Annotated in this window: 18 protein-coding genes; 8 read left to right on the forward strand and 10 right to left on the reverse strand. The window is 73.9% G+C overall.

The window, feature by feature from the left end:
- Positions 1-355: 355 nt before the first annotated feature.
- A complete protein-coding gene (locus MRBLMG1_RS09415) occupies positions 356-1,774 on the reverse strand; it encodes an enolase C-terminal domain-like protein (protein WP_367822644.1) in 1,419 nt (472 codons plus the stop codon).
- A gap of 130 nt (positions 1,775-1,904) precedes the next feature.
- Between MRBLMG1_RS09415 and MRBLMG1_RS09420 the strand changes: the two genes are divergently transcribed.
- Positions 1,905-2,927, forward strand: coding sequence for a phosphotransferase family protein (locus MRBLMG1_RS09420; RefSeq protein WP_367822646.1), 1,023 nt, complete (start codon positions 1,905-1,907; stop codon positions 2,925-2,927).
- Positions 2,928-2,933: 6 nt separating this feature from the next.
- Positions 2,934-4,148 carry an acyl-CoA dehydrogenase family protein gene (locus tag MRBLMG1_RS09425; protein ID WP_367822648.1) on the forward strand — a complete coding sequence of 405 codons (1,215 nt, stop codon included), beginning with the start codon at positions 2,934-2,936 and terminating at the stop codon, positions 4,146-4,148.
- Positions 4,149-4,705: 557 nt separating this feature from the next.
- On the opposite strand, the gene MRBLMG1_RS09430 is transcribed toward MRBLMG1_RS09425, so the two are convergent.
- The 6 genes from MRBLMG1_RS09430 to MRBLMG1_RS09455 all read right to left on the reverse strand — a co-directional run bounded on the left by MRBLMG1_RS09430 (position 4,706) and on the right by MRBLMG1_RS09455 (position 8,577).
- Positions 4,706-5,644, reverse strand: a complete 939-nt coding sequence (locus tag MRBLMG1_RS09430; protein ID WP_367822650.1) for a hypothetical protein — start codon at positions 5,642-5,644, stop codon at positions 4,706-4,708.
- 148 nt (positions 5,645-5,792) lie between these two features.
- Positions 5,793-6,062 carry a hypothetical protein gene (locus MRBLMG1_RS09435; protein WP_367822652.1) on the reverse strand — a complete coding sequence of 90 codons (270 nt, stop codon included), beginning with the start codon at positions 6,060-6,062 and terminating at the stop codon, positions 5,793-5,795.
- Complete coding sequence (locus MRBLMG1_RS09440; RefSeq protein WP_367822654.1) at positions 6,044-6,223, reverse strand: hypothetical protein; 180 nt, start codon at positions 6,221-6,223, stop codon at positions 6,044-6,046. The genes MRBLMG1_RS09435 and MRBLMG1_RS09440 overlap by 19 nt, the downstream gene beginning before the upstream one ends.
- Positions 6,220-6,576, reverse strand: coding sequence for a hypothetical protein (locus MRBLMG1_RS09445; protein WP_367822655.1), 357 nt, complete (start codon positions 6,574-6,576; stop codon positions 6,220-6,222). The genes MRBLMG1_RS09440 and MRBLMG1_RS09445 overlap by 4 nt, the downstream gene beginning before the upstream one ends.
- A 475-nt stretch (positions 6,577-7,051) precedes the next feature.
- Positions 7,052-7,645: a TetR/AcrR family transcriptional regulator gene (locus MRBLMG1_RS09450; RefSeq protein WP_367822657.1), complete on the reverse strand. Its 594-nt coding sequence runs from the start codon at positions 7,643-7,645 to the stop codon at positions 7,052-7,054.
- A 113-nt stretch (positions 7,646-7,758) separates the two neighbouring features.
- Positions 7,759-8,577 (reverse strand): SDR family oxidoreductase, encoded by an 819-nt coding sequence (locus MRBLMG1_RS09455; protein ID WP_367822659.1) that lies wholly within the window; start codon positions 8,575-8,577, stop codon positions 7,759-7,761.
- 196 nt (positions 8,578-8,773) lie between these two features.
- On the opposite strand from MRBLMG1_RS09455, the gene MRBLMG1_RS09460 reads away from it, so the two are divergent.
- From MRBLMG1_RS09460 to MRBLMG1_RS09480, 5 genes are all read left to right on the forward strand, one after another.
- A complete protein-coding gene (locus MRBLMG1_RS09460; protein ID WP_367822661.1) occupies positions 8,774-10,021 on the forward strand; it encodes an exo-beta-N-acetylmuramidase NamZ family protein in 1,248 nt (415 codons plus the stop codon).
- Between the two features lie 173 nt (positions 10,022-10,194).
- The gene (locus MRBLMG1_RS09465; RefSeq protein ID WP_367822663.1) at positions 10,195-11,361 is read left to right on the forward strand and encodes an erythromycin esterase family protein; all 1,167 of its coding nucleotides are present in this window, start codon (positions 10,195-10,197) and stop codon (positions 11,359-11,361) included.
- 128 nt (positions 11,362-11,489) lie between these two features.
- The gene (locus MRBLMG1_RS09470; protein WP_367822866.1) at positions 11,490-12,935 is read left to right on the forward strand and encodes an alpha/beta hydrolase; all 1,446 of its coding nucleotides are present in this window, start codon (positions 11,490-11,492) and stop codon (positions 12,933-12,935) included.
- A 298-nt stretch (positions 12,936-13,233) separates the two neighbouring features.
- On the forward strand, positions 13,234-13,848 hold the full coding sequence (locus MRBLMG1_RS09475; protein ID WP_367822665.1) for a hypothetical protein: 615 nt from the start codon (positions 13,234-13,236) through the stop codon (positions 13,846-13,848).
- Positions 13,845-14,750: a 3-keto-5-aminohexanoate cleavage protein gene (locus MRBLMG1_RS09480; RefSeq protein WP_367822667.1), complete on the forward strand. Its 906-nt coding sequence runs from the start codon at positions 13,845-13,847 to the stop codon at positions 14,748-14,750. Before MRBLMG1_RS09475 ends, MRBLMG1_RS09480 begins: the two co-directional genes overlap by 4 nt.
- 84 nt (positions 14,751-14,834) lie before the next feature.
- Here MRBLMG1_RS09480 and soxR read toward each other — a convergent pair whose 3' ends face one another.
- Positions 14,835-15,308 (reverse strand): redox-sensitive transcriptional activator SoxR, encoded by a 474-nt coding sequence (gene soxR / locus MRBLMG1_RS09485; protein ID WP_367822669.1) that lies wholly within the window; start codon positions 15,306-15,308, stop codon positions 14,835-14,837.
- 118 nt (positions 15,309-15,426) lie between these two features.
- On the opposite strand from soxR, the gene MRBLMG1_RS09490 reads away from it, so the two are divergent.
- Entirely contained in the window at positions 15,427-15,888 is a 462-nt protein-coding gene (locus MRBLMG1_RS09490) for a MaoC family dehydratase (protein ID WP_367822671.1), read from the forward strand.
- Between the two features lie 45 nt (positions 15,889-15,933).
- Here the strand turns inward: MRBLMG1_RS09490 and MRBLMG1_RS09495 are convergent, their stop codons facing one another.
- Together MRBLMG1_RS09495 and MRBLMG1_RS09500 are read right to left on the reverse strand one after the other, a co-directional pair.
- Positions 15,934-16,563 (reverse strand): TetR/AcrR family transcriptional regulator, encoded by a 630-nt coding sequence (locus tag MRBLMG1_RS09495; RefSeq protein WP_367822672.1) that lies wholly within the window; start codon positions 16,561-16,563, stop codon positions 15,934-15,936.
- A gap of 76 nt (positions 16,564-16,639) precedes the next feature.
- On the reverse strand, positions 16,640-16,927 hold the full coding sequence (locus tag MRBLMG1_RS09500) for a YiaA/YiaB family inner membrane protein (RefSeq protein WP_367822674.1): 288 nt from the start codon (positions 16,925-16,927) through the stop codon (positions 16,640-16,642).
- Positions 16,928-17,116 lie beyond the last annotated feature (189 nt).

Consider the following 17,116-nt stretch of genomic DNA (forward strand, 5'->3'; position numbering starts at 1 on the left):
CCCGTACGAGGCGCGGGCCCCGCAGGGCGGGCGTGAGGGCGTCGCGGGAGCCCACGGGGCGGCCGGCGCGGTGGCGTCGCGGGCTTACAGAGGGCAGCGGGCACGGTGGCGTCCCCCGGGGGCCCGCACGGGGCAGCGGGCGCAGTGGCGGCGCGAGGGGCCCGCACGGGGCGGAGGCGCGGGCGCGGACCCTCAAGGGCAGGCCCTCTCGGCAGGCGGCGGCGGTGTGGGAGGTGCGGGCTCGGGCCCGCACGGCAGGCGGCGGGGCGCGGCGCGGGCGCCGAGGGGCAGCGCCTATCGGCGGGGCGCAGACCGTAGCGGGGGGCCGGGTGGGGCGCGGGTGGGGCCCGCGCCGTTACCAGTGGCCTTGGGTCCAGGTGGGGTGGGTGGAGAGCATGGCGGCGGTGTCGTCGCGGTTGTGGTGGGTGCCGTCGTCGGTGAGCCAGCGGTGGTGGAGGGCGGCGAGGGCGGGGCGGTCGAGGTGGACGCCGAGGCCTGGGGTGTCGGGGACGGGAAGGTGGCCGGCGCGGAAGGTGGGGCGGGGGGTGATGACGTCTTCGGTCTGCCAGGGGTAGTGGGTGTCGCAGGCGTGGTGGAGGTCGGGGAGGGTGGCGGCGACGTGGGTCATGGCGGCGAGGCTGATGCCGAGGTGGGTGTTGGAGTGCATGGAGAGGCCGATGCCGTGGGTGCGGCAGAGGGCGGCCAGTTCGCGGGTGCGGTGGAGGCCGCCCCAGTAGTGATGGTCGGCGAGGACGATCCGTACCGCGCCCTTCGCGAAGGCCTCGGGGATCTCTTCGAACGTGGTGACGCACATGTTGGTGGCGAGCGGTACGTCGGTGCCGGCCGCGACCCGGGCCATCGCGTCGGTGCCGCTCGACGGGTCTTCCAGGTATTCGAGGACGTCCCCCAGCTCGCGCGCCACGGCGAGTGAGGTCTCGACGGACCAGGCGCCGTTGGGGTCGAGGCGGAGGGGGCGGCCGGGGAAGGCCTCGGCGAGGGCGCGGATCGCGGCGATCTCGCGTTCGGGCTCGAAGACCCCGCCCTTGAGCTTGAAGGAGCGGAATCCGTGGAGGCGGTCGAAGCGGCGCGCCTGGGCGACGACGCCCGCCGGGTCGAGGGCCGCGCCCCAGTCGTCCCTGGGGCCTGCGCCCGGGTGGGCGGCCCAGCGGTGGAAGAGGTAGGCGCTGTATTCGACGGTGTCGCGCACCTTGCCGCCGAGCAGGGCGTGGACGGGCAGGCCAAGGGTCTTGCCGAGGGCGTCGAGGCAGGCGGTCTCGAAGGCGGAGACGACGGAGAGGCGGAGTTTGGCGGCCGTCCTGACGCCGCGGAGACCGCCGGCGTCGACTCCCGCGTCCGTGGCGGGCGGCGGCGTCTCACTCACCCGCGACGGGCCGCTCACTTCCTCCGTCATCGCAGTCTCCGTCGTCGCAGTCTCCGTCGTCGCCACCGCCGCCGTCACCGATGTCGTATCCGTCGTCGCCGTCCCCGCCTCCGTCGCCGTCGCCGTCGCACGAACGTCCTCCGCCAGCGCGAAGAGTCCGTTCACGTCCGTGACCGAGCGTCCGGGGAGGGCTTCGGCCAGTGGGCGGGCGAGGTCCAGGTAGACGTGGTCGCCGTAGGTTTCGCCGAGGCCGGTGACGCCTCCGCGGGTGACGACTTCGACGACGAGGCGGGGGGTGTAGGGCTGGTGGACGCCCTGGAGGTTGAGGAGGGGCGGGTCGGAGATGAGGATCGGGGTGAGTCGGACTTCGTCGACGATCAGCTTCGAATCCATATGTGAACTGTATTCAGGGATGGAATCGAGGGCCAGGGTGCGGGGCGCTGTTTGCCGTCGAACTCTGGACGACATACCGACTGGTCGGTCATGATGAGCGCGACCGAAGCCGACCCGGAGGTACACGCTCATGAGCTCCGCCCCGCTGCCAGGACTCGACCCCGAGCAGCTGCGCCGCTTCCTCGACCGGGAGCGGCCCGGTCTGGTGGCCGGCCCTCTCGAAGCGCGGTTGATCGAGGGCGGCCGGTCGAATCTGACGTACGCGGTGACCGACGGCGCCGGGCGCTGGGTGGTGCGCAGGCCGCCGCTCGGGCACGTGCTGGCGACGGCGCACGACATGCGGCGCGAGCACCGGGTGATCAGTGCGCTGGCCGGGACCGGTGTGCCCGTCCCCCGGGCGGTGGTGTTCTGCGAGGACGAGGCGGTGCTCGGGGCGCCGTTCTATGTGATGGAGTTCGCCGACGGGACGCCGTACCGCTCGGCCCGCGAGCTCGCCCCGCTCGGTCCCGAGCGCACGCGGGCCGCCGTGCTCGGTCTGGTCGACACGCTCGTCGACCTGCATGCGGTGGACCCGGCGGCGGTCGGACTCGGCGACTTCGGCAGGCCGGAGGGTTTCCTCGACCGGCAGCTGCGCCGCTGGGGGAAGCAGCTGGACGCGTCGCGCGGACGGGAGCTGGCGGGCATCGACGAGCTGCACGCCGCGCTCGGCCGGTCGCTGCCGGTGTCGCCGGCGCCGACCGTGATCCACGGCGACTACCGGCTCGACAACGTCCTCATCGGCGAGGACGACCGCATCCGGGCGGTCCTGGACTGGGAGATGTCCACGCTCGGCGACCCGCTGACCGACCTCGGTCTCCTCGTCATGTACAGCACGCCGCTCCACCTGCCGAACTCCCCCATCTCCACGACCGCGACGGCGCCCGGGCACCCGAGCGCCGCCGAGCTCGTCGAGCGCTACGCGGCCCGCTCGGGCCGGGACACGTCCGCCCTCGCGTGGTACACGGCGTTCGCCTGGTTCAAGCTCGCCGTGATCCTGGAGGGCATCCACTACCGCTACTCCCTCGGGCAGACGGTCGGTGCCGGCTTCGACCGCATCGGCGAACTCGTCCCCGTGTTCATCGAGCACGGCCTCACGACCCTTCAGGAAGGCTGATCCGTCATGGACTTCGCGTACGACGCCCGCACCGAGGAACTGCGGACGAGGCTGCTCGCCTTCATGGACGAGCACGTGTACCCGGCCGAGGCCGTCGCCGAGGAGCAGCGGGCCCTGCTCGCCTCGCCGTGGGACACCCCGCGGGTCGTGGAGGAGCTGAAGGCCGAGGCGAAGCGGCAGGGTCTGTGGAACCTGTTCCTACCGGACGCGGAGTACGGCGCCGGGCTGACGAACCTCCAGTACGCGCCGCTCGCCGAGATCACCGGCCGCAGCCCGCACCTGGCCCCGACCGCCCTGAACTGCGCGGCGCCCGACACCGGGAACATGGAGCTGCTCGCCCAGTTCGGCGACGAGGCGCAGAAGAAGCAGTGGCTGGAGCCGCTGCTCGCGGGCGAGATCCGCTCGGCCTTCGCGATGACCGAGCCGGAGGTCGCGTCGTCGGACGCCACGAACATCGAGACCCGGATCCGGCGGGACGGCGACGAGTACGTCGTCGACGGGCGCAAGTGGTACATCTCCGGGGCCATGAACCCCGACTGCCGGATCTTCATCGTCATGGGCAAGACGGACCCCGACGGCGCCGACCTCCGCCGACAGCAGTCGATGATCCTCGTGCCCCGCGACACCCCCGGCGTCGAGGTGCGGCGCGCCATGCAGGTGTACGGGTACGAGGACCACTCCCACGGCGGCCACGCCGAGGTGGTGTTCGACGGCGTCCGCGTCCCGGCCTCGCACCTCATCGGCGCGGAGGGCGACGGCTTCGCCATCGCCCAGGCCCGGCTCGGCCCCGGCCGCATCCACCACTGCATGCGCCTGATCGGGATGGCTGAGCGGGCCGTCGAGCTGATGTGCCGCCGTGCCGTCTCCCGTACCGCCTTCGGGAAGTCGCTGGCCCAGCAGGGCGTCGTCCAGAACTGGATCGCGGACGCGCGGGTGACGATCGAGCAGCTGCGGCTCCTCGTCCTCAAGACGGCCTGGCTGATGGACACCGTCGGCAACCGGGGCGCGCACACCGAGATCCAGGCGATCAAGATCGCGACCCCGCGCGCGGTCGTCGACATCATCGACAAGGCCGTGCAGGCGCACGGGGCCGGCGGCGTGTCCCAGGACTTCCCGCTGGCCGAGCTGTGGACGGCGGCGCGGACCCTGAAGCTCGCGGACGGTCCCGACGAGGTCCACCAGCGGTCGCTGGCGCGCCGGGAGCTGAAGAAGTACCTGTAGCGCGGGGCCAGGCGTCAGCAAGCCGCAGGCAGAGGATGCCCGTCGCGGTGTGGACGCAGAGCCGTTCGTCGTCGAGCCAGTCCAGGTCGAGGATCTCGCCGCCGAGGTGGACGCGGTGCAGCACCTCGGTGGTGTCGGCGGCGAACAGCGTCAGGCCGCCGCCGGCGCCCTCGGTCAGGACCGTGGGGCGGCCGCGCCTCCTCCGGGTCCCGGGCCGCCTTCGCGTAGGCCCGCTGGAAGGCCGCGTCGCGGTCGTAGTCCGGGGCGCAGCAGGTGAAACGTTCCTGGTCTGCAGCCGGAAGGCGGTGACGCGGACCCGGTCGGGGCACGGGACGATGCCCCGCGCCGGCGGGTCCGCCCTGAGCGAGGCGGACGCGCCGGCGGGTCCGCCCTGAACGAGGCGGGGAAGCGGGTGTGGACGGCGAGCTCGCCGTCGCGTTCGACGTCACTCAGGACGGCGGGCCCTCCAGCCACCGGCCCAGGTCGTGGACGATCTCCACGGAGCTCCCTCGGAGGGCCAACCGGACCGTGTCGTCCGGCAGCGAGCGCACCGTCAGCTAGAACACGGCCGGTGGCGCCTCGTCGCTGCTGCTGCCGCCGCCGACGTACCGGTACCCGACGGCGACCGCGAGGACGCGTGCGCCGTCCGGCACGAGCCGCAGCGAGGAGACGTCGTCCAGGCCGAGGTGCAGGCGCTCCTTCACGCGGCCGTCCGGCGCGTACAGGGCCAGGTAGTGCTCGGACTTCGTGTGCTGCGCGAGGCTCCGACGAAGCGGGGAGCCCCGGCGCCCGGCACGGGGAAGCCCCAGGCCAGATCGCCCACCTCGGGGAAGGCGACGGGCGGCCCGCCCGCCCACACCCGCACCTCGACCCGGGTGGCGTCGCTTCGTCACCGCGAGCCGGTGGAGGACCGGGGCGCCCGGGTGGGCGTCGACGAGCGGCCCGCCGCCCCGCTCCTCCAAGCGGTCCAGCAGGGCGCCGCTCGCACCGTCCAGGAGACGCCGTGCCCGAGGCGTCCTGCACGACCACGACGGGCCGGCCGGAGCTGCGCCCCGTCCGGACAGTCGTCGTGGGCTCGTCGGCGGTGTCGCCGTCCGCGGGCGGCCCGTCCGGACAGTCGTCGTGGGCTCGTCGGCGATGTCGCCGTCCGCGGGCGGCGGGCCGAGCTGCCAGCCCTTGGCGGACCAGGCGTCGGCCCCGGGGGAGACCAGCCGCAGCCCGCCCTGGTCGTGCCCGGCGGCGGGGAGGTGCCGCACAGGCGCGTGGGTGCGGGTCCTGCCGAGGACTGTGCCGTCGGCGCTCCGCGCGGTCACGGCGTTCGCGGTCGCCGAGAGGCACATGATCGGGCCGGAGTCGTCCTCCGCTCCGGCGCCCGGGGCCGGAAGCAGAGCGGGGCCGTGGGGATGCCCGGACCACTCGACGACCCGGAGGCCGTCGGACCGGACGGTGGACCGAATCCCCACCCGGGACCCGTACAGGGTGAGATGGGTGGCCATGACGGCCTCGCCCCGGTGGAGCGCGAACGCCTCGACGAGGCGGCCGCGCAGGACCCGGCGCCGTGTCCGCTCGACGGTCCGGGAGCCGGCGCCGGCGGAGGCACCGGTGAGGTCCAGACCGCGAGACGGGCCCTGCGCAGCTTCTCGGTCACCGGTGCACGCGGGTCGCGGACACCCGGAGCCGCCCCTCGTGGTGCGCGACGGCCGGCCGGACACCGTCGACGGCACGCCACAGAAGCGCCCGTCGCCGGGCGGCCCGCAGGGTGAGCGGCGGGTCCTCTCCCGAGTCGGATGCCAGGGTGACGGTGCCGCTCCGGTCGAGCGCGATGACCAGGCACTCCCCGCCGACGTCGGTCACCGCGCAGTCCACGGTGTCGCGGGGCGCGGCCACGGCGCCGATCAGGTCGCGGCTCTCCACGTCCCACGCCCAGTCCGGTCGGCGGTCCCGAGGGCGGCCCACAGGCGGGTGGGGCAGCCGTGGACGGCGGTGATCGGACCGAGGTCGGTGGGGAGTTCGGCGAGGAGTTCGCCGCCCTCGGTGTCCCAGACCCGTACGGGCCCGTCGCGCTCCGCGGTCACCACCGCGTGCCGGCCGCCGACGGGCGCTTCTGTGGCGTGCCTTCGACGGCGCCCGCGAAGGTGCCGAGCGTCGTGTACGGCACCGGGGCGACCTCCGCCCCCTCGGTGTCCCACGGCAGCCGCGGGTACCGGCGCCGTACGGCCTCGGCCAGTTCCCTGGCACCGGGCTGGAAGGCGGAGAGCCGCAGTGGGGCGGCGCGGGTGCCCTGGTCGGTGGGGGCGTGCAGCAGGGCGGCGCAGTGCCCCACCGCCCGCGCGGCGGCGCGCCCCCGCTCCGTCCCGGCCCGGTTCAGGACCCGCTGGAGCGCGGACATCGCGGTGGTGAGCTGGTACTCGGCGTCGAGGGCCAGCACGTCGAGCAGCTCCGTCCCCTCGGCGTGCTCGGCGAGGTGGCGGCGTACGTACGGGGGTGCCGCCGCGCAGTCCGGTCCGTGCCTCCTGCGCCTGGACCCGCTCCAGCCTCCGCTGCCGCCTCCGCCGCCGCTCCCGCTCCGTGCCAGCCGGGGTTCGGTGGTGTCGACGGGGCGGGCGGGCGACGACGACGGTCGCTGCCGGCGCCGTCCGTCCGATAAGGCCCAGTCGAGGACGCGGGCCCCGGGTGGCGCCGAGGCAGGCCTCGGCGATCCGCTCGTAGACGCGGTAGCCGAGTCCGCCGAAGAGCTGAACGGCGGCACGTAACTCCTCCGGCATCAGGGGGAGTTCGGGGGCGTGGCGCTAGCTGCCCGTGCCCACGACGACGAGTCTGCGGTCGATGCCCGCCCGCTCGCGCGTCCCGTCGGCCGGGAAATAACCCGCCCGTCCACGGGCCGGTCATACCCCGCGGGGCCGTCAGGGGCGGAGGGCTCGGAGCAGGAGGTCGGCGAGGTGGCCGGCGACCTGCTCGGGGGTGAGCGGTCCGTCGGGGCGGTACCAGGTGGAGAGGTGGTGCACGGAGCCGAAGTGGTAGTCGACGACCAGGTCGGCGGGGGTCGCCGAGGAGAACACCCCGGAGCGCTGGCCCTCCTCGACCAGGGCGCGGAAGCGCTCGTGGTAGCGGCGCCGCTCTGAGCGGACCTGCTTGTGCTTCTCCGGGCTGAGGTGGTGCATGGAGCGGAAGAAGATGGAGGCGTCGTCGAGGTTCTCGATGGTGGTGACGACGACGTCGGCGGCGGCTTCGCGGAGCCGGTCCTCGATGGGGGCGTCGGCGTCCGCGAAGGCGTCGAGCCGCTCCTGCTGGAGACGCAGGACCCGGGAGTAGACCTCCTGGAGGAGGTCCTCCTTGGAGCCGAAGTAGTGGTAGAGCGCGCCCTTGGTGACACCGGCGGCCTCGACGATCTCCTGGACGGAGGTGCGGTCGTAGCCCTGCTCCGCGAAGAGCCGGGTGGCGGCGGCGAGGAGCCTCTGGGGGACGGGCGTGCCGCTCCCGTCCGTCGTCCTGGCCATGCTCCGCCGCCTTCCTTCGTGATCGTCCGCGATCTTCCGTGATCGCCCGTGATCGTCCTGGGTCGGGAAACACCGTTCCCGTCCGTAGATCTTCCCATCCGCCGGGACGACTCCTAGCGGGTGCCCGTCTCCCATGCCTGCTGGACGTGGTTCATGGTGCCGAGCCAGCGCTCCGGATCGGTGGCGCGGTTGCGGTAGTAGCCGGCGACCTCGGGGTGGGGCAGGACGAGGAAGCGGTCCGCCGCGATGGCGTCGAGGAGGGCGTCGGCGACGTCCTCGGGCTCGATGGCGGTCGGTGCGAGGACCAGCTCGCCGGCCGTTCCGGCGGCCGTCAGCATGTCCGTGCGGACGCCCTGCGGGCAGATGGCGTGGACCTTGAGGCCGCGGTGCCGGTAGGTGAGGGAGAGCCATTCGGCGAAGGCGTACGCGCCGTGCTTGGAGACGCTGTACGGCGCCGCGCCGATCATGGTGAGCAGTCCGGCGGCGGAGACGGTGGAGACGAACCGGCCGCCGCCGCGCTCCAGCCACTCCGGGAGCAGGGCGCGGGCCGCACGCACGTGCGCCATCACGTTGACGTCCCAGGCCGCGGCCCAGACGTCCTCGTCGGCGAAGGCGTCGCCGGGCGAGGAGAGCCCGGCGTTGGCGCACCAGACGTCGACGGTGCCGCCGAGCGCCTCCCGCGCCTCGTCGACCACGGCGGAGGCGTCGCCGGGGACGGCGACGGCGCCGATCTCCTCGGCGACCGCCTTGGCACGGACGGCGTCGACGTCGTTGACCACGACCCGGGCCCCCTCCGCGGCGAAGCGGCGGGCCAGGGCGGCACCGATGCCACCGCCCGCCCCGGTGACGACGACCCCGGCGCCCCGGAGCTCGTCCGCACCCGCGCCCGCGCTCGTACCCGCACCCGTACCCGACTCCGTACCCGCGGCCATGGACCCACCTCTCGGCTGTGACGACGTGTTGTGACGACCCGCTGTGAAGCACCGCCGCGGTCGCATGAACCGCTGCGAGGACCCGGACAGACTAACCAGTCGGTATGGAGTGACGGAAGACCCGTTCCGCACGCCTCGTTCCCCGGCGCGGTCAGGAGCGCTAGCGTGCGTGCCCATGTCACCCCGAGGAGGTTCCATGGGTCTGTCGCGACGGAGTCTGCTGGCCGCCGGAGGGGCCCTGGGTGCGGTGGCGGCGTCGGCTTCCGCCGGTCCGGCCGCCGCCGCAGCGGGTCACGGCCGGGTGCGGACCGGCTTCGAGCGGCTGGCGGCGGACGGGTACGCCCTGCTGGCCGGCGAGCGGGTCGGGATCGTCACCAACCCGACCGGGATCACCCCGGACGCGCGGCACGTGGTCGACGTCATGGCCGCCGACGAGCGGGTGGACCTCGTCGCCGTCTTCGGCCCCGAGCACGGCTTCCGGGGCACCGCGCAGGCGGGAGGCTCCGAGGGTCGGTACGACGACCCGGCGACCGGGCTGCCCGTCTACGACACGTACCTGAAGAGCGGGCAGCCGCTGGCGGACGTCTTCACCGCCTCCGGGGTGGACACCGTCGTCTTCGACATCCAGGACGTCGGCGCGCGCTTCTACACGTACATCTGGACGCTGTACGACTGCATGGCGGCCGCCGCGCTCGCCGGGAAGCGGTTCGTGGTCCTCGACCGGCCCAACCCGGTGACGGGGAGGGCGGCGCTCGGCCCCGTCCTTGACCGGGCGTTCGCGACGTTCGTGGGGCGCGAGCCGATCGCGCAGGCGCACGGCATGACGGTCGCCGAGCTGGCCCGGCTCTTCAACGGCGAGTTCCTGGCCGCGCCCGTGGCCCTGGAGACCGTACGGATGACGGGGTGGCGGCGCACGGAGTTCTTCGACGCGACGGGGCTGCCCTGGGTGCCGCCGAGCCCGAACATGCCGACGCCGGACACCGCGCTCGTCTACTCCGGCACCTGCCTCTTCGAGGGAACCAACCTGTCCGAGGGCCGGGGCACCACCCGCCCCTTCGAACTCCTCGGCGCGGAAGGGATCGACCGGCGGTGGGCGGAGGCCGCGAACGCCCTCGACCTGCCCGGCGTCCGCCTGCGCGAGGCGTACTTCGCGCCCACCTTCTCCAAGTTCCAGGGCAAGACCGTCGGCGGTGTCCAACTGCACGTCCACGATCGGGAGGCCTTCGACCCGGTACGCACCGGGATCGGGCTCCTCGTCACCGCCCGCGTCTCGTGGACGGGCTTCGCCTGGCGCCCCGACCACTGGATCGACAAGCTCACCGGCTCGACCCTGGTACGGACCCTGATCGACGCGGGCGCGGGCGTCGACGAGGTCGTCGGGGCGTGGGAGGCGGGCCTTGCCGCCTTCCGCGCGGTGCGCGAGGAGTACCTGCTCTACCGCTGATCCGCTCCACGCGCAGGGACCGCCCCGTCCCGTACGGGGGCGGGGCTGCCCCCGTACGGTACGGGTGGGGTCTGCCCCCTCCTCCGGTACGGGCGAGGTCTGGCCCCTCGTCCGGTACAGGAGGGGGGCCGGCCCCCCGTCCGGTACGGGTGCGTGCGGGATGTCCCCCGGGCGTGCCGCGGACCACCGAGCCCACCATCCGGTCGAGCGGCCTTAGATCGGTCAAGGGGTGTGCGGAGCGGGCCAAGGGCCGGATCTTCGAACACCTCGTGGAATCACGGGGGTTCACGACCTTCGCCCTGGAGGCGAACTGGTCCAGCGGACTGCGCGTCGACGAGTGGGTCCGCACCGGACGGGGCGACATCCGGGCGATCATGCGGGACGAGTTCCAGGAGTCGTACCGCCTCTGGAACACCGAGGAGTACCTCGACCTCTTCCGGTGGATGCGGCGGCACAACCTGGCCCACCCCGACCACCAGGTCCGCTTCATGGGCAACGACCTCGGCTACGCGGGCCCGAACCTCTTCGACGCCGTCACCTCGTACGTCGCCCGCGTCCACCCGGCACTGCTCCCCCGCTTCCGGGAGCTGTACCGGGCTTCCCGGCCCAGCGGCGGGGTGGAGACCTGGATGAAGGGCTACATGGACCGGCCGCGCCCCGAGCGGCAGCGGATGGCCGCCGACGTGAACCGTGCCCTCGCGCTCCTGGAAGGGCAGCGGCCCGGCGAGGGGGCCGGGGAGAGGGAGGCCCACGCCTGGGCCGTGCAGCACGCGCGGGCCATCGCCCAGGTCGGGACCGAGTACGCCCACGACCTGACGACGGAGGCGGGCGTCGCGGCCGCGATGCTCTACCGGGACCGGGTCATGGCCGAGAACACCGTGTGGTGGCAGCGGCGGACCGGCGACCGGATCGTGCTCTCCGCGCACAACGGGCACATCGGGTACGAGACCACCCAGCCGGCCCAGTACCCGCGGCTCCAGGGTGCCTTCCTGCGGGACGCGCTCGGCCGGGACTACGTCGGCGTGGGCGCCTCCTTCGGGCAGGGCTCGTTCAACGCGCACGACACCGGGGCCCCCGGCGAACCGCTCCGGGTCTTCACGGTCGCCCCGCTCGGCCCCGACAGCGGCTCCCACACCCTGGACCGGGTCTCCCCAGGCGCCTTCTACCTGGACCTGCGCCGGACGACTCCGGCCGCGCGGGACTGGCTCGCCGCGCCCCGGCCGGCCCGGAGCATCGGAACGGCGTACCCCTGGCCGGGCGACACCCTGCCCGTGCGGCTCTCCGCCTCGTACGACCTCCTGATCCACTTCCCGCGGATCTCGGCGGCGCGGCTGCGCTGACGACCCGCCCCACGTCTGGACGGGGCCGTGCGCGGGCATGCTGGCCGTGGAGTCGCCGCCCGCGCACGCGCGCGCCCACGGCATGGCGGCCCGCCTCGACGTGGAGGGACGGTCGGGCCGTGACCGGGATGAGTGTGGATCCGTACCGGGAAATCACCTTCGACAAGGACGGCGACGGGCCGGCGGGCCAGGCCGCGTCCCTCGCCTCACTGGCCCGGCAGGGCGTCACCGACCTGGTGTTGCTCGCCCACGGGTGGAACAGCTCCCCGTCCGGCGCCACCCGCCTCTGCTCGGACTTCTTCGCCCCCTTCCCCGGCCTCCTCACCCCCGGTGTCGAGGCCGGTTACGCGGGCCTGATCTGGCCCTCGATGATGTTCACCGGCGAGCCCGTCCCCGACTACCGGGCCCTGGTGACGGTCCTTCCGGAGAAGGAGCCGGTCCTCGCCCGGATCACCGAGCTCCTCTCCTCGGCACCCGCGGACGAACGGGCCTTCGCCGAGTTCGGCGCCCTGCTGCGCGAGCTGACGGACGTGCCCGGCCCGGACCTCCGAGGTGCCACCGCCACCCGGGAGCGGGTTCCCGACTTCCTGCTCGCGGACCCGGTGGAGGTGTGCGCGCTGTTCACGGAGGCACTGGAGGCCGGAACGGGGGGCGAGGGCCGGGATGACTTCCGGGGGGAAGGGGCCGGGGACGGATTTGGGGAGGGGTCCGGGGACGGGGACGGGGCCGGGGACGGCTTGGAGGAGGGATCCGGGGACGGATTCGGCGAGGGGCTCGGGGAGGGGTTCGGGAACGGATTCGGGGAGGGCTTCGGGGACGGATTCGAGGAGGCGTTCGGGGACGGATTCGGGGAGGGGCTGAAGCGGTACTGGAAGGGGGGCCGGGAGGCCCTGCGCCAGGCCACGTACTACGTCATGAAGAAGCGCGCCGGGCACGTCGGCGAGCAGGGGCTCGGGCCGCTGCTCGCCGAGGTCGCCCGGACGGCGCCCGGTCTCCGCGTCCACCTGGTGGGCCACAGCATGGGTGCCCGGCTCGTCGCGTACGCCCTGCGGAGCCTGCCCGCCGGGGTCCGGCCGGTCGCCTCCGTGACCCTCCTTCAGGGCGCCTTCTCGCACTACGCCTTCGCGGCCCGACTGCCGCACGACCCCCGGCGGTCCGGCGCGCTGAGGGACGCCCAGTACCGGGTGCGCGGCCCGGTGGTGGCCTGCTACTCGCGGCACGACTCGGCACTCGGGGTGATGTACCCCCTGGCCTCCCGGGTCGCGGGCGACTCCGCGTCGCTCGGCGGGATCGGGATCGGGATCGGGGCAGGGGCCGAGGCAGGGGCCGAGGCTGGCTCCCGGGCCGGACTGCTCGGCTCGGACGACTCGAAGTGGGGTGCGATCGGGCATGACGGCGTGCAGGCGGTGCCGGGGACGCCCGACCGGAGCCTGGACGCGGTGCTGCGCGAGGGAGTGCCGGCGGCGGGCTGCGTGAGCGTCGACGCGGCGGCCGTCGTCCGCTCGCACAGCGACATCCTCCGGCCCGAGCTGGCCAGGGTGGTGGTGTCGGCGGCCCGGATGGGGCGAGCGTAGAGGCGAGCGTAGAGGCGAGCGTATGAGGCGGGCGGGAGAAGGCGGGCGAAAAAGGCGTGCCCGGGGGCCGCGCCCGGCTGACCGTACGGGAGCCGGGCGAACCGGTGTACGCATCCTGACCTGCCGCGTCGAGAGGCCGCGCCCTGCACCCGAACCCACCGGACGCGCTGGTTCCGGTGGGTTCCGGGAGTCCCTCGGGCCCCGCTGATGGCTGCCATCCGCATTTCGATGGAACATCGCGGGCCGCTCGTTCGTCCCTCTGATATCGCGGAAGGACCAGCGGCGGAGGTGGCGAGAGATGGCCGGTTTCCGGAGTCTCGCGAGACAGGTGCGCGATCCGGGGTACGACACGGCGCTGCGCAGGTACTCCCTGCGCAAGTGCCTGGAGCGGTTCGCGCCGTACGGGCACCGCGCGACCTGGGACCATCTGTGCCGTCGGCACAGGTTCGGGCCCGAGGACCGGGAGCTCGATCCGGGGCGGCTGGTGGCCGCGCTCGACGAACTGGAGGAGGCGCGGGCCGTGTGGCTCGCGTACGAGGAGGAGTTCGCCGCCCGGCGCCGGCGCGAGAAGCACGAGGGCCTGCGGCGGCTCGGCGCCCTCGACGACTGGCACCGGCGCGTCTGGGGTGGCAACGGGGTCGTCCGGTGCGGCGACCCGGCCGTGCACCCGTCCGACCCCCTGCCCGAGGTGCTGCGGCGGCTGATCACGGCCCTGGAGACCGGACCCGGCGAGGGATGCCCGGTGTGCGCGGGCCCCCGGATCGAGTGGGCCGGCCCCGGCGACCCGTACGAACCCTCACCCGGCCCCGTCTGCGCGGACTGCGGCGTCGGCGTCCCCCGGGCGGTGCTCACCTCGGGCGCGCTGGCCAGGGCCCGCACGGACCGGCACCGCCCACTCGCCTCGGCGGCATGACCCGGGCTCCGTCCGCCGTGCTCCAGGTCTGCCTCAACGGGTCCCGGGGGCCCGGGGATTCCGCTGCGGTGCCGATGTCACCGGAGTCCCTCGCCGCCTCCGCCGCCGCGGCGGTGGCCGCCGGAGCGGGCGAGGTGCGGGTCCACCCCCGTACGCCCTGCGGCCGTACGTCGCTGTCGCCACGGGTGCTCACGCCGGTCCTCACGTCCCTCCGGGCGGCGGTCGGCCCGTCGGGCGCCGCGCCCGGCACGCTGCCGGGCGCCCCGGTCCGCGTGACGACGGCCCTGTCCGCCGAACCCGACGCGGAACGCCGTACGGAGCGCGTCCGCTCCTGGACCGTCCACCCCGACCTCGTCTCGGTCGACTGGCACGAGCCGGGTGCCGAACAGATCGCGACGGCGCTCCTTGACCGCGGAATCGCCGTCGAGGCCGCCCTGCGGCCGGACACGGACGGCCCCGCCCGGTTCGCCCGCTCCCCGCTGGCCCCCCGCGTCGCACGGATTCTGGCGACGGCGCGAAGCACGGTCCCGCCCGTGCGGCCGCGACCCTCGGGGCCGACGGCGCAGGGTTCCGGCCCTGGGGCGGGTCCAGGGCTGGGGTCCGGTCCAGGCCTGGGGTCGGGTCCCGGCCCGGCCGCGGGTTACGACCTGGCCGCGGGTTACGACCCGGCTGCTGCCGAGGCCGTGGCCCTGGCGCTCGCCCTGCTCGCGGAGACCGGCGCACGCCCGGCCGGCATTCCGGTGCTGCTCCACGGCGTGGACTGCGGTGCCTGGCCGGTGTTGCGGCTGGCCGGCCGCCTGGGTCTCGCCGCCCGGATCGGTCTGGAGGACACGCTGTTCCTGCCGGACGGCACCCGGGCCCGCTCGAACGCCGAACTGGTGGCGGCGGCAGTCCGGTACTAGCTGGTGTCCGGCCTCGGCCCGCCGGACCTGCAGGCCCCGGCGAGGGGGTGTCTTGGCTTGCCCAGCCTGATCGGCAAGAACGTCCTAGGAGGCATCGGTGGAGCGGCGGACGGGGAGGAGGCGGGAGCCGGCCATGCGCTCGCCGATGACGTCGTCGGGGTTGGAGAGGACGCAGGTCTCCAGGGAGAGGCAGCCGCAGCCGATGCAGTCGGTCAGGTGGTCGCGGAGCCGGCCGAGCTGCTTGATGCGTTCGTCGAGTTCGGTGCGCCAGGCGGCCGAAAGGCGGGCCCAGTCCTCGTTCGTGGGGGTGCGTTCCTCGGGGAGCTGCGCGAGCGCCTGCCGGATGGTGGCGAGGGGGATGCCGACGCGTTGCGCGGCGCGGACGAAGGCGACGCGGCGGAGGGTGTCGCGGCCGTAGCGGCGCTGGTTTCCGGTGGTGCGGCGGCTGCTGATGAGCCCCTTCGCCTCGTAGAAGTGCAGGGCGGACACGGCGGCCCCGCTCCGGGCGGAGAGCTGGCCGACGGTGAGCTCGTGGATCTTCTCTGGAATCTGCGGCACTCACCGAACCCTACTGCTGCGGCACCGTGGGCCGTTGACAGTGGCCCCTTCACCCCACATGCTGAGCAAGCGCTTAGATACCGACCGTTGGGTATGCCGTACCAGAAGGGACACGAACATGGCCGAGCCGAGGATCTTCACCTCCGCCGAGGAGCTGCGCGCGGGGGTCGGCGAGCAGCTGGGACACAGCGACTGGCTGGAGGTCGACCAGAAGCGGATCGACCTCTTCGCCGAGGCGACCGGCGACCACCAGTGGATCCACGTCGACCCCGAGCGCGCCGCCTCCGGCCCGTTCGGCACGACCATCGCGCACGGCTATCTGACGCTGTCGCTGCTGCCGCTGTTCGTCCCGCAGGTGCTGTCGGTCCAGGGCATGAAGATGGGCCTCAACTACGGCACGGAGAAGGTCCGCTTCCCCGCTCCCGTACCCGTCGGATCGCGGCTGCGCGCCACGGCCGTCCTGACGAAGGTCGAGGACGCGGGCGAGGGCGTGCAGGTGACGGCGGCGGTGACCGTGGAGCGCGAGGGCTCCGCCAAGCCGGTCTGCGTCGCCGAGTCGGTCTCCCGCTACTACTTCTGACCGCCGCCAGGAGGCCCTGGCGGCGGAAACGCCCCCAGGCCCCTCCTACGGGGTGCGGACCCCCACCATCCTGAGGACGAGGTCGGCGTAGAGCGCGCCGACCTCGTCGGCCGTCCGGCGGCCCTGCGCGTTGAACCAGCGCGAGACGTCGATGCAGAGGGAGAGCACGGCGACGGTGGTGCCGGCCGCGTCCGGCACGTCGAACTCGCCGGCGGCCACGCCCTCGTCGATGATCCCGCGCACGGTCGCGTCGGACTGGCGGCGCAGCTCCACGATCTCGGCGCGGTGCTCCGGGCCGAGGGCGTCGAGCTCGTACTGGACCACCCGCGCGGTGGTGTGGCGCTCGGCGTGCCAGCGGACGAACGAGCGGACGGCGTCGGCCAGGCGCTCGGCGGCCGTGCCGTCGCCGGCGGCCGCGGCCCGGAGGATCTCCAGGGCCTTGTCGTGACCGATGCGGCTGATCCGGTGGAGCAGCTCTTCCTTGGTCTTGTAGTGGATGTAGAGCGCGGCCGGGCTCATTCCGGCGCGACCGGCGATGTCCCGGGTGGTGGTGGCGTGGTATCCGCGCTCGGCGAACGCCTCCACGGCGGCCACCAGCAGCCGCCGCGCCGCCTCGGGCGTGACCTCGCCCCAGGGCATGTCGTCGCCCCCGGGCGTCTCCTCCGCCACGCTCATCGCACACTCCTTCTCGGACCCCGTCAGGACGAACACCATACAACGAGGGTGAGCAAGCGCTTAGAGCGTCTCGGCATCAGAGCTTCTGGAAGGGGTCGTGCTCGGCGAGGAGCTTCTCCAGGCGGGCCTGGTCGACCCTGCTGACGATCTGGCCGGCCTCCTGCCGGTCGCGGACGACCTTGGCCAGCGTGAAGGCCGAGGTCGTGAGGTAGAGGACCGAGACGGCGAGGAAAGCCCGCACCCAGGCGCTGGCTTCGAGCTGGTAGACCCCGATGGCCACGGCCAGGGCGGCGACCGCGAAGGAGATCACGGCCTGCATGTAGTAGGCGGCGGTGTTCTGCTGCTTGACCGGTGTGTCGCTCATGGGAAGAGTTTCGGGCGGATGCGCACCGCACCACATCCGCCCGCGTACTCATCCCAGGTACTCATCTCGCCTGCGCATCCCGCGCATGCCCCGGTGCGCACATCCCTCGTACGCATCCCTCGTACGCCCCGGTTCGCACATCCCTCGTACGCACTCCTCGTACGCATCCCATGCCACGCATCCCGTGCA

Origin of the sequence: Streptomyces sp. LMG1-1-1.1 (assembly GCF_040815545.1) — a bacterium.
In the GTDB taxonomy this organism is placed as follows: Bacteria; Actinomycetota; Actinomycetes; order Streptomycetales; family Streptomycetaceae; genus Streptomyces.

What these genes read in the sequence shown, in the direction of transcription:
- MRBLMG1_RS09415 (WP_367822644.1), bottom strand. Translation starts at nt 1,774, where the DNA reads ATGGATTCGAAGCTGATCGTCGACGAAGTCCGACTCACCCCGATCCTC.
- MRBLMG1_RS09420 (WP_367822646.1), top strand. Translation starts at nt 1,905, where the DNA reads ATGAGCTCCGCCCCGCTGCCAGGACTCGACCCCGAGCAGCTGCGCCGC.
- MRBLMG1_RS09425 (WP_367822648.1), top strand. Translation starts at nt 2,934, where the DNA reads ATGGACTTCGCGTACGACGCCCGCACCGAGGAACTGCGGACGAGGCTG.
- MRBLMG1_RS09430 (WP_367822650.1), bottom strand. Translation starts at nt 5,644, where the DNA reads ATGGCCACCCATCTCACCCTGTACGGGTCCCGGGTGGGGATTCGGTCC.
- MRBLMG1_RS09450 (WP_367822657.1), bottom strand. Translation starts at nt 7,645, where the DNA reads ATGGCCAGGACGACGGACGGGAGCGGCACGCCCGTCCCCCAGAGGCTC.
- MRBLMG1_RS09455 (WP_367822659.1), bottom strand. Translation starts at nt 8,577, where the DNA reads ATGGCCGCGGGTACGGAGTCGGGTACGGGTGCGGGTACGAGCGCGGGC.
- MRBLMG1_RS09460 (WP_367822661.1), top strand. Translation starts at nt 8,774, where the DNA reads ATGGGTCTGTCGCGACGGAGTCTGCTGGCCGCCGGAGGGGCCCTGGGT.
- MRBLMG1_RS09470 (WP_367822866.1), top strand. Translation starts at nt 11,490, where the DNA reads ATGAGTGTGGATCCGTACCGGGAAATCACCTTCGACAAGGACGGCGAC.
- MRBLMG1_RS09475 (WP_367822665.1), top strand. Translation starts at nt 13,234, where the DNA reads ATGGCCGGTTTCCGGAGTCTCGCGAGACAGGTGCGCGATCCGGGGTAC.
- MRBLMG1_RS09480 (WP_367822667.1), top strand. Translation starts at nt 13,845, where the DNA reads ATGACCCGGGCTCCGTCCGCCGTGCTCCAGGTCTGCCTCAACGGGTCC.
- MRBLMG1_RS09490 (WP_367822671.1), top strand. Translation starts at nt 15,427, where the DNA reads ATGGCCGAGCCGAGGATCTTCACCTCCGCCGAGGAGCTGCGCGCGGGG.
- MRBLMG1_RS09495 (WP_367822672.1), bottom strand. Translation starts at nt 16,563, where the DNA reads ATGAGCGTGGCGGAGGAGACGCCCGGGGGCGACGACATGCCCTGGGGC.
- MRBLMG1_RS09500 (WP_367822674.1), bottom strand. Translation starts at nt 16,927, where the DNA reads ATGAGCGACACACCGGTCAAGCAGCAGAACACCGCCGCCTACTACATG.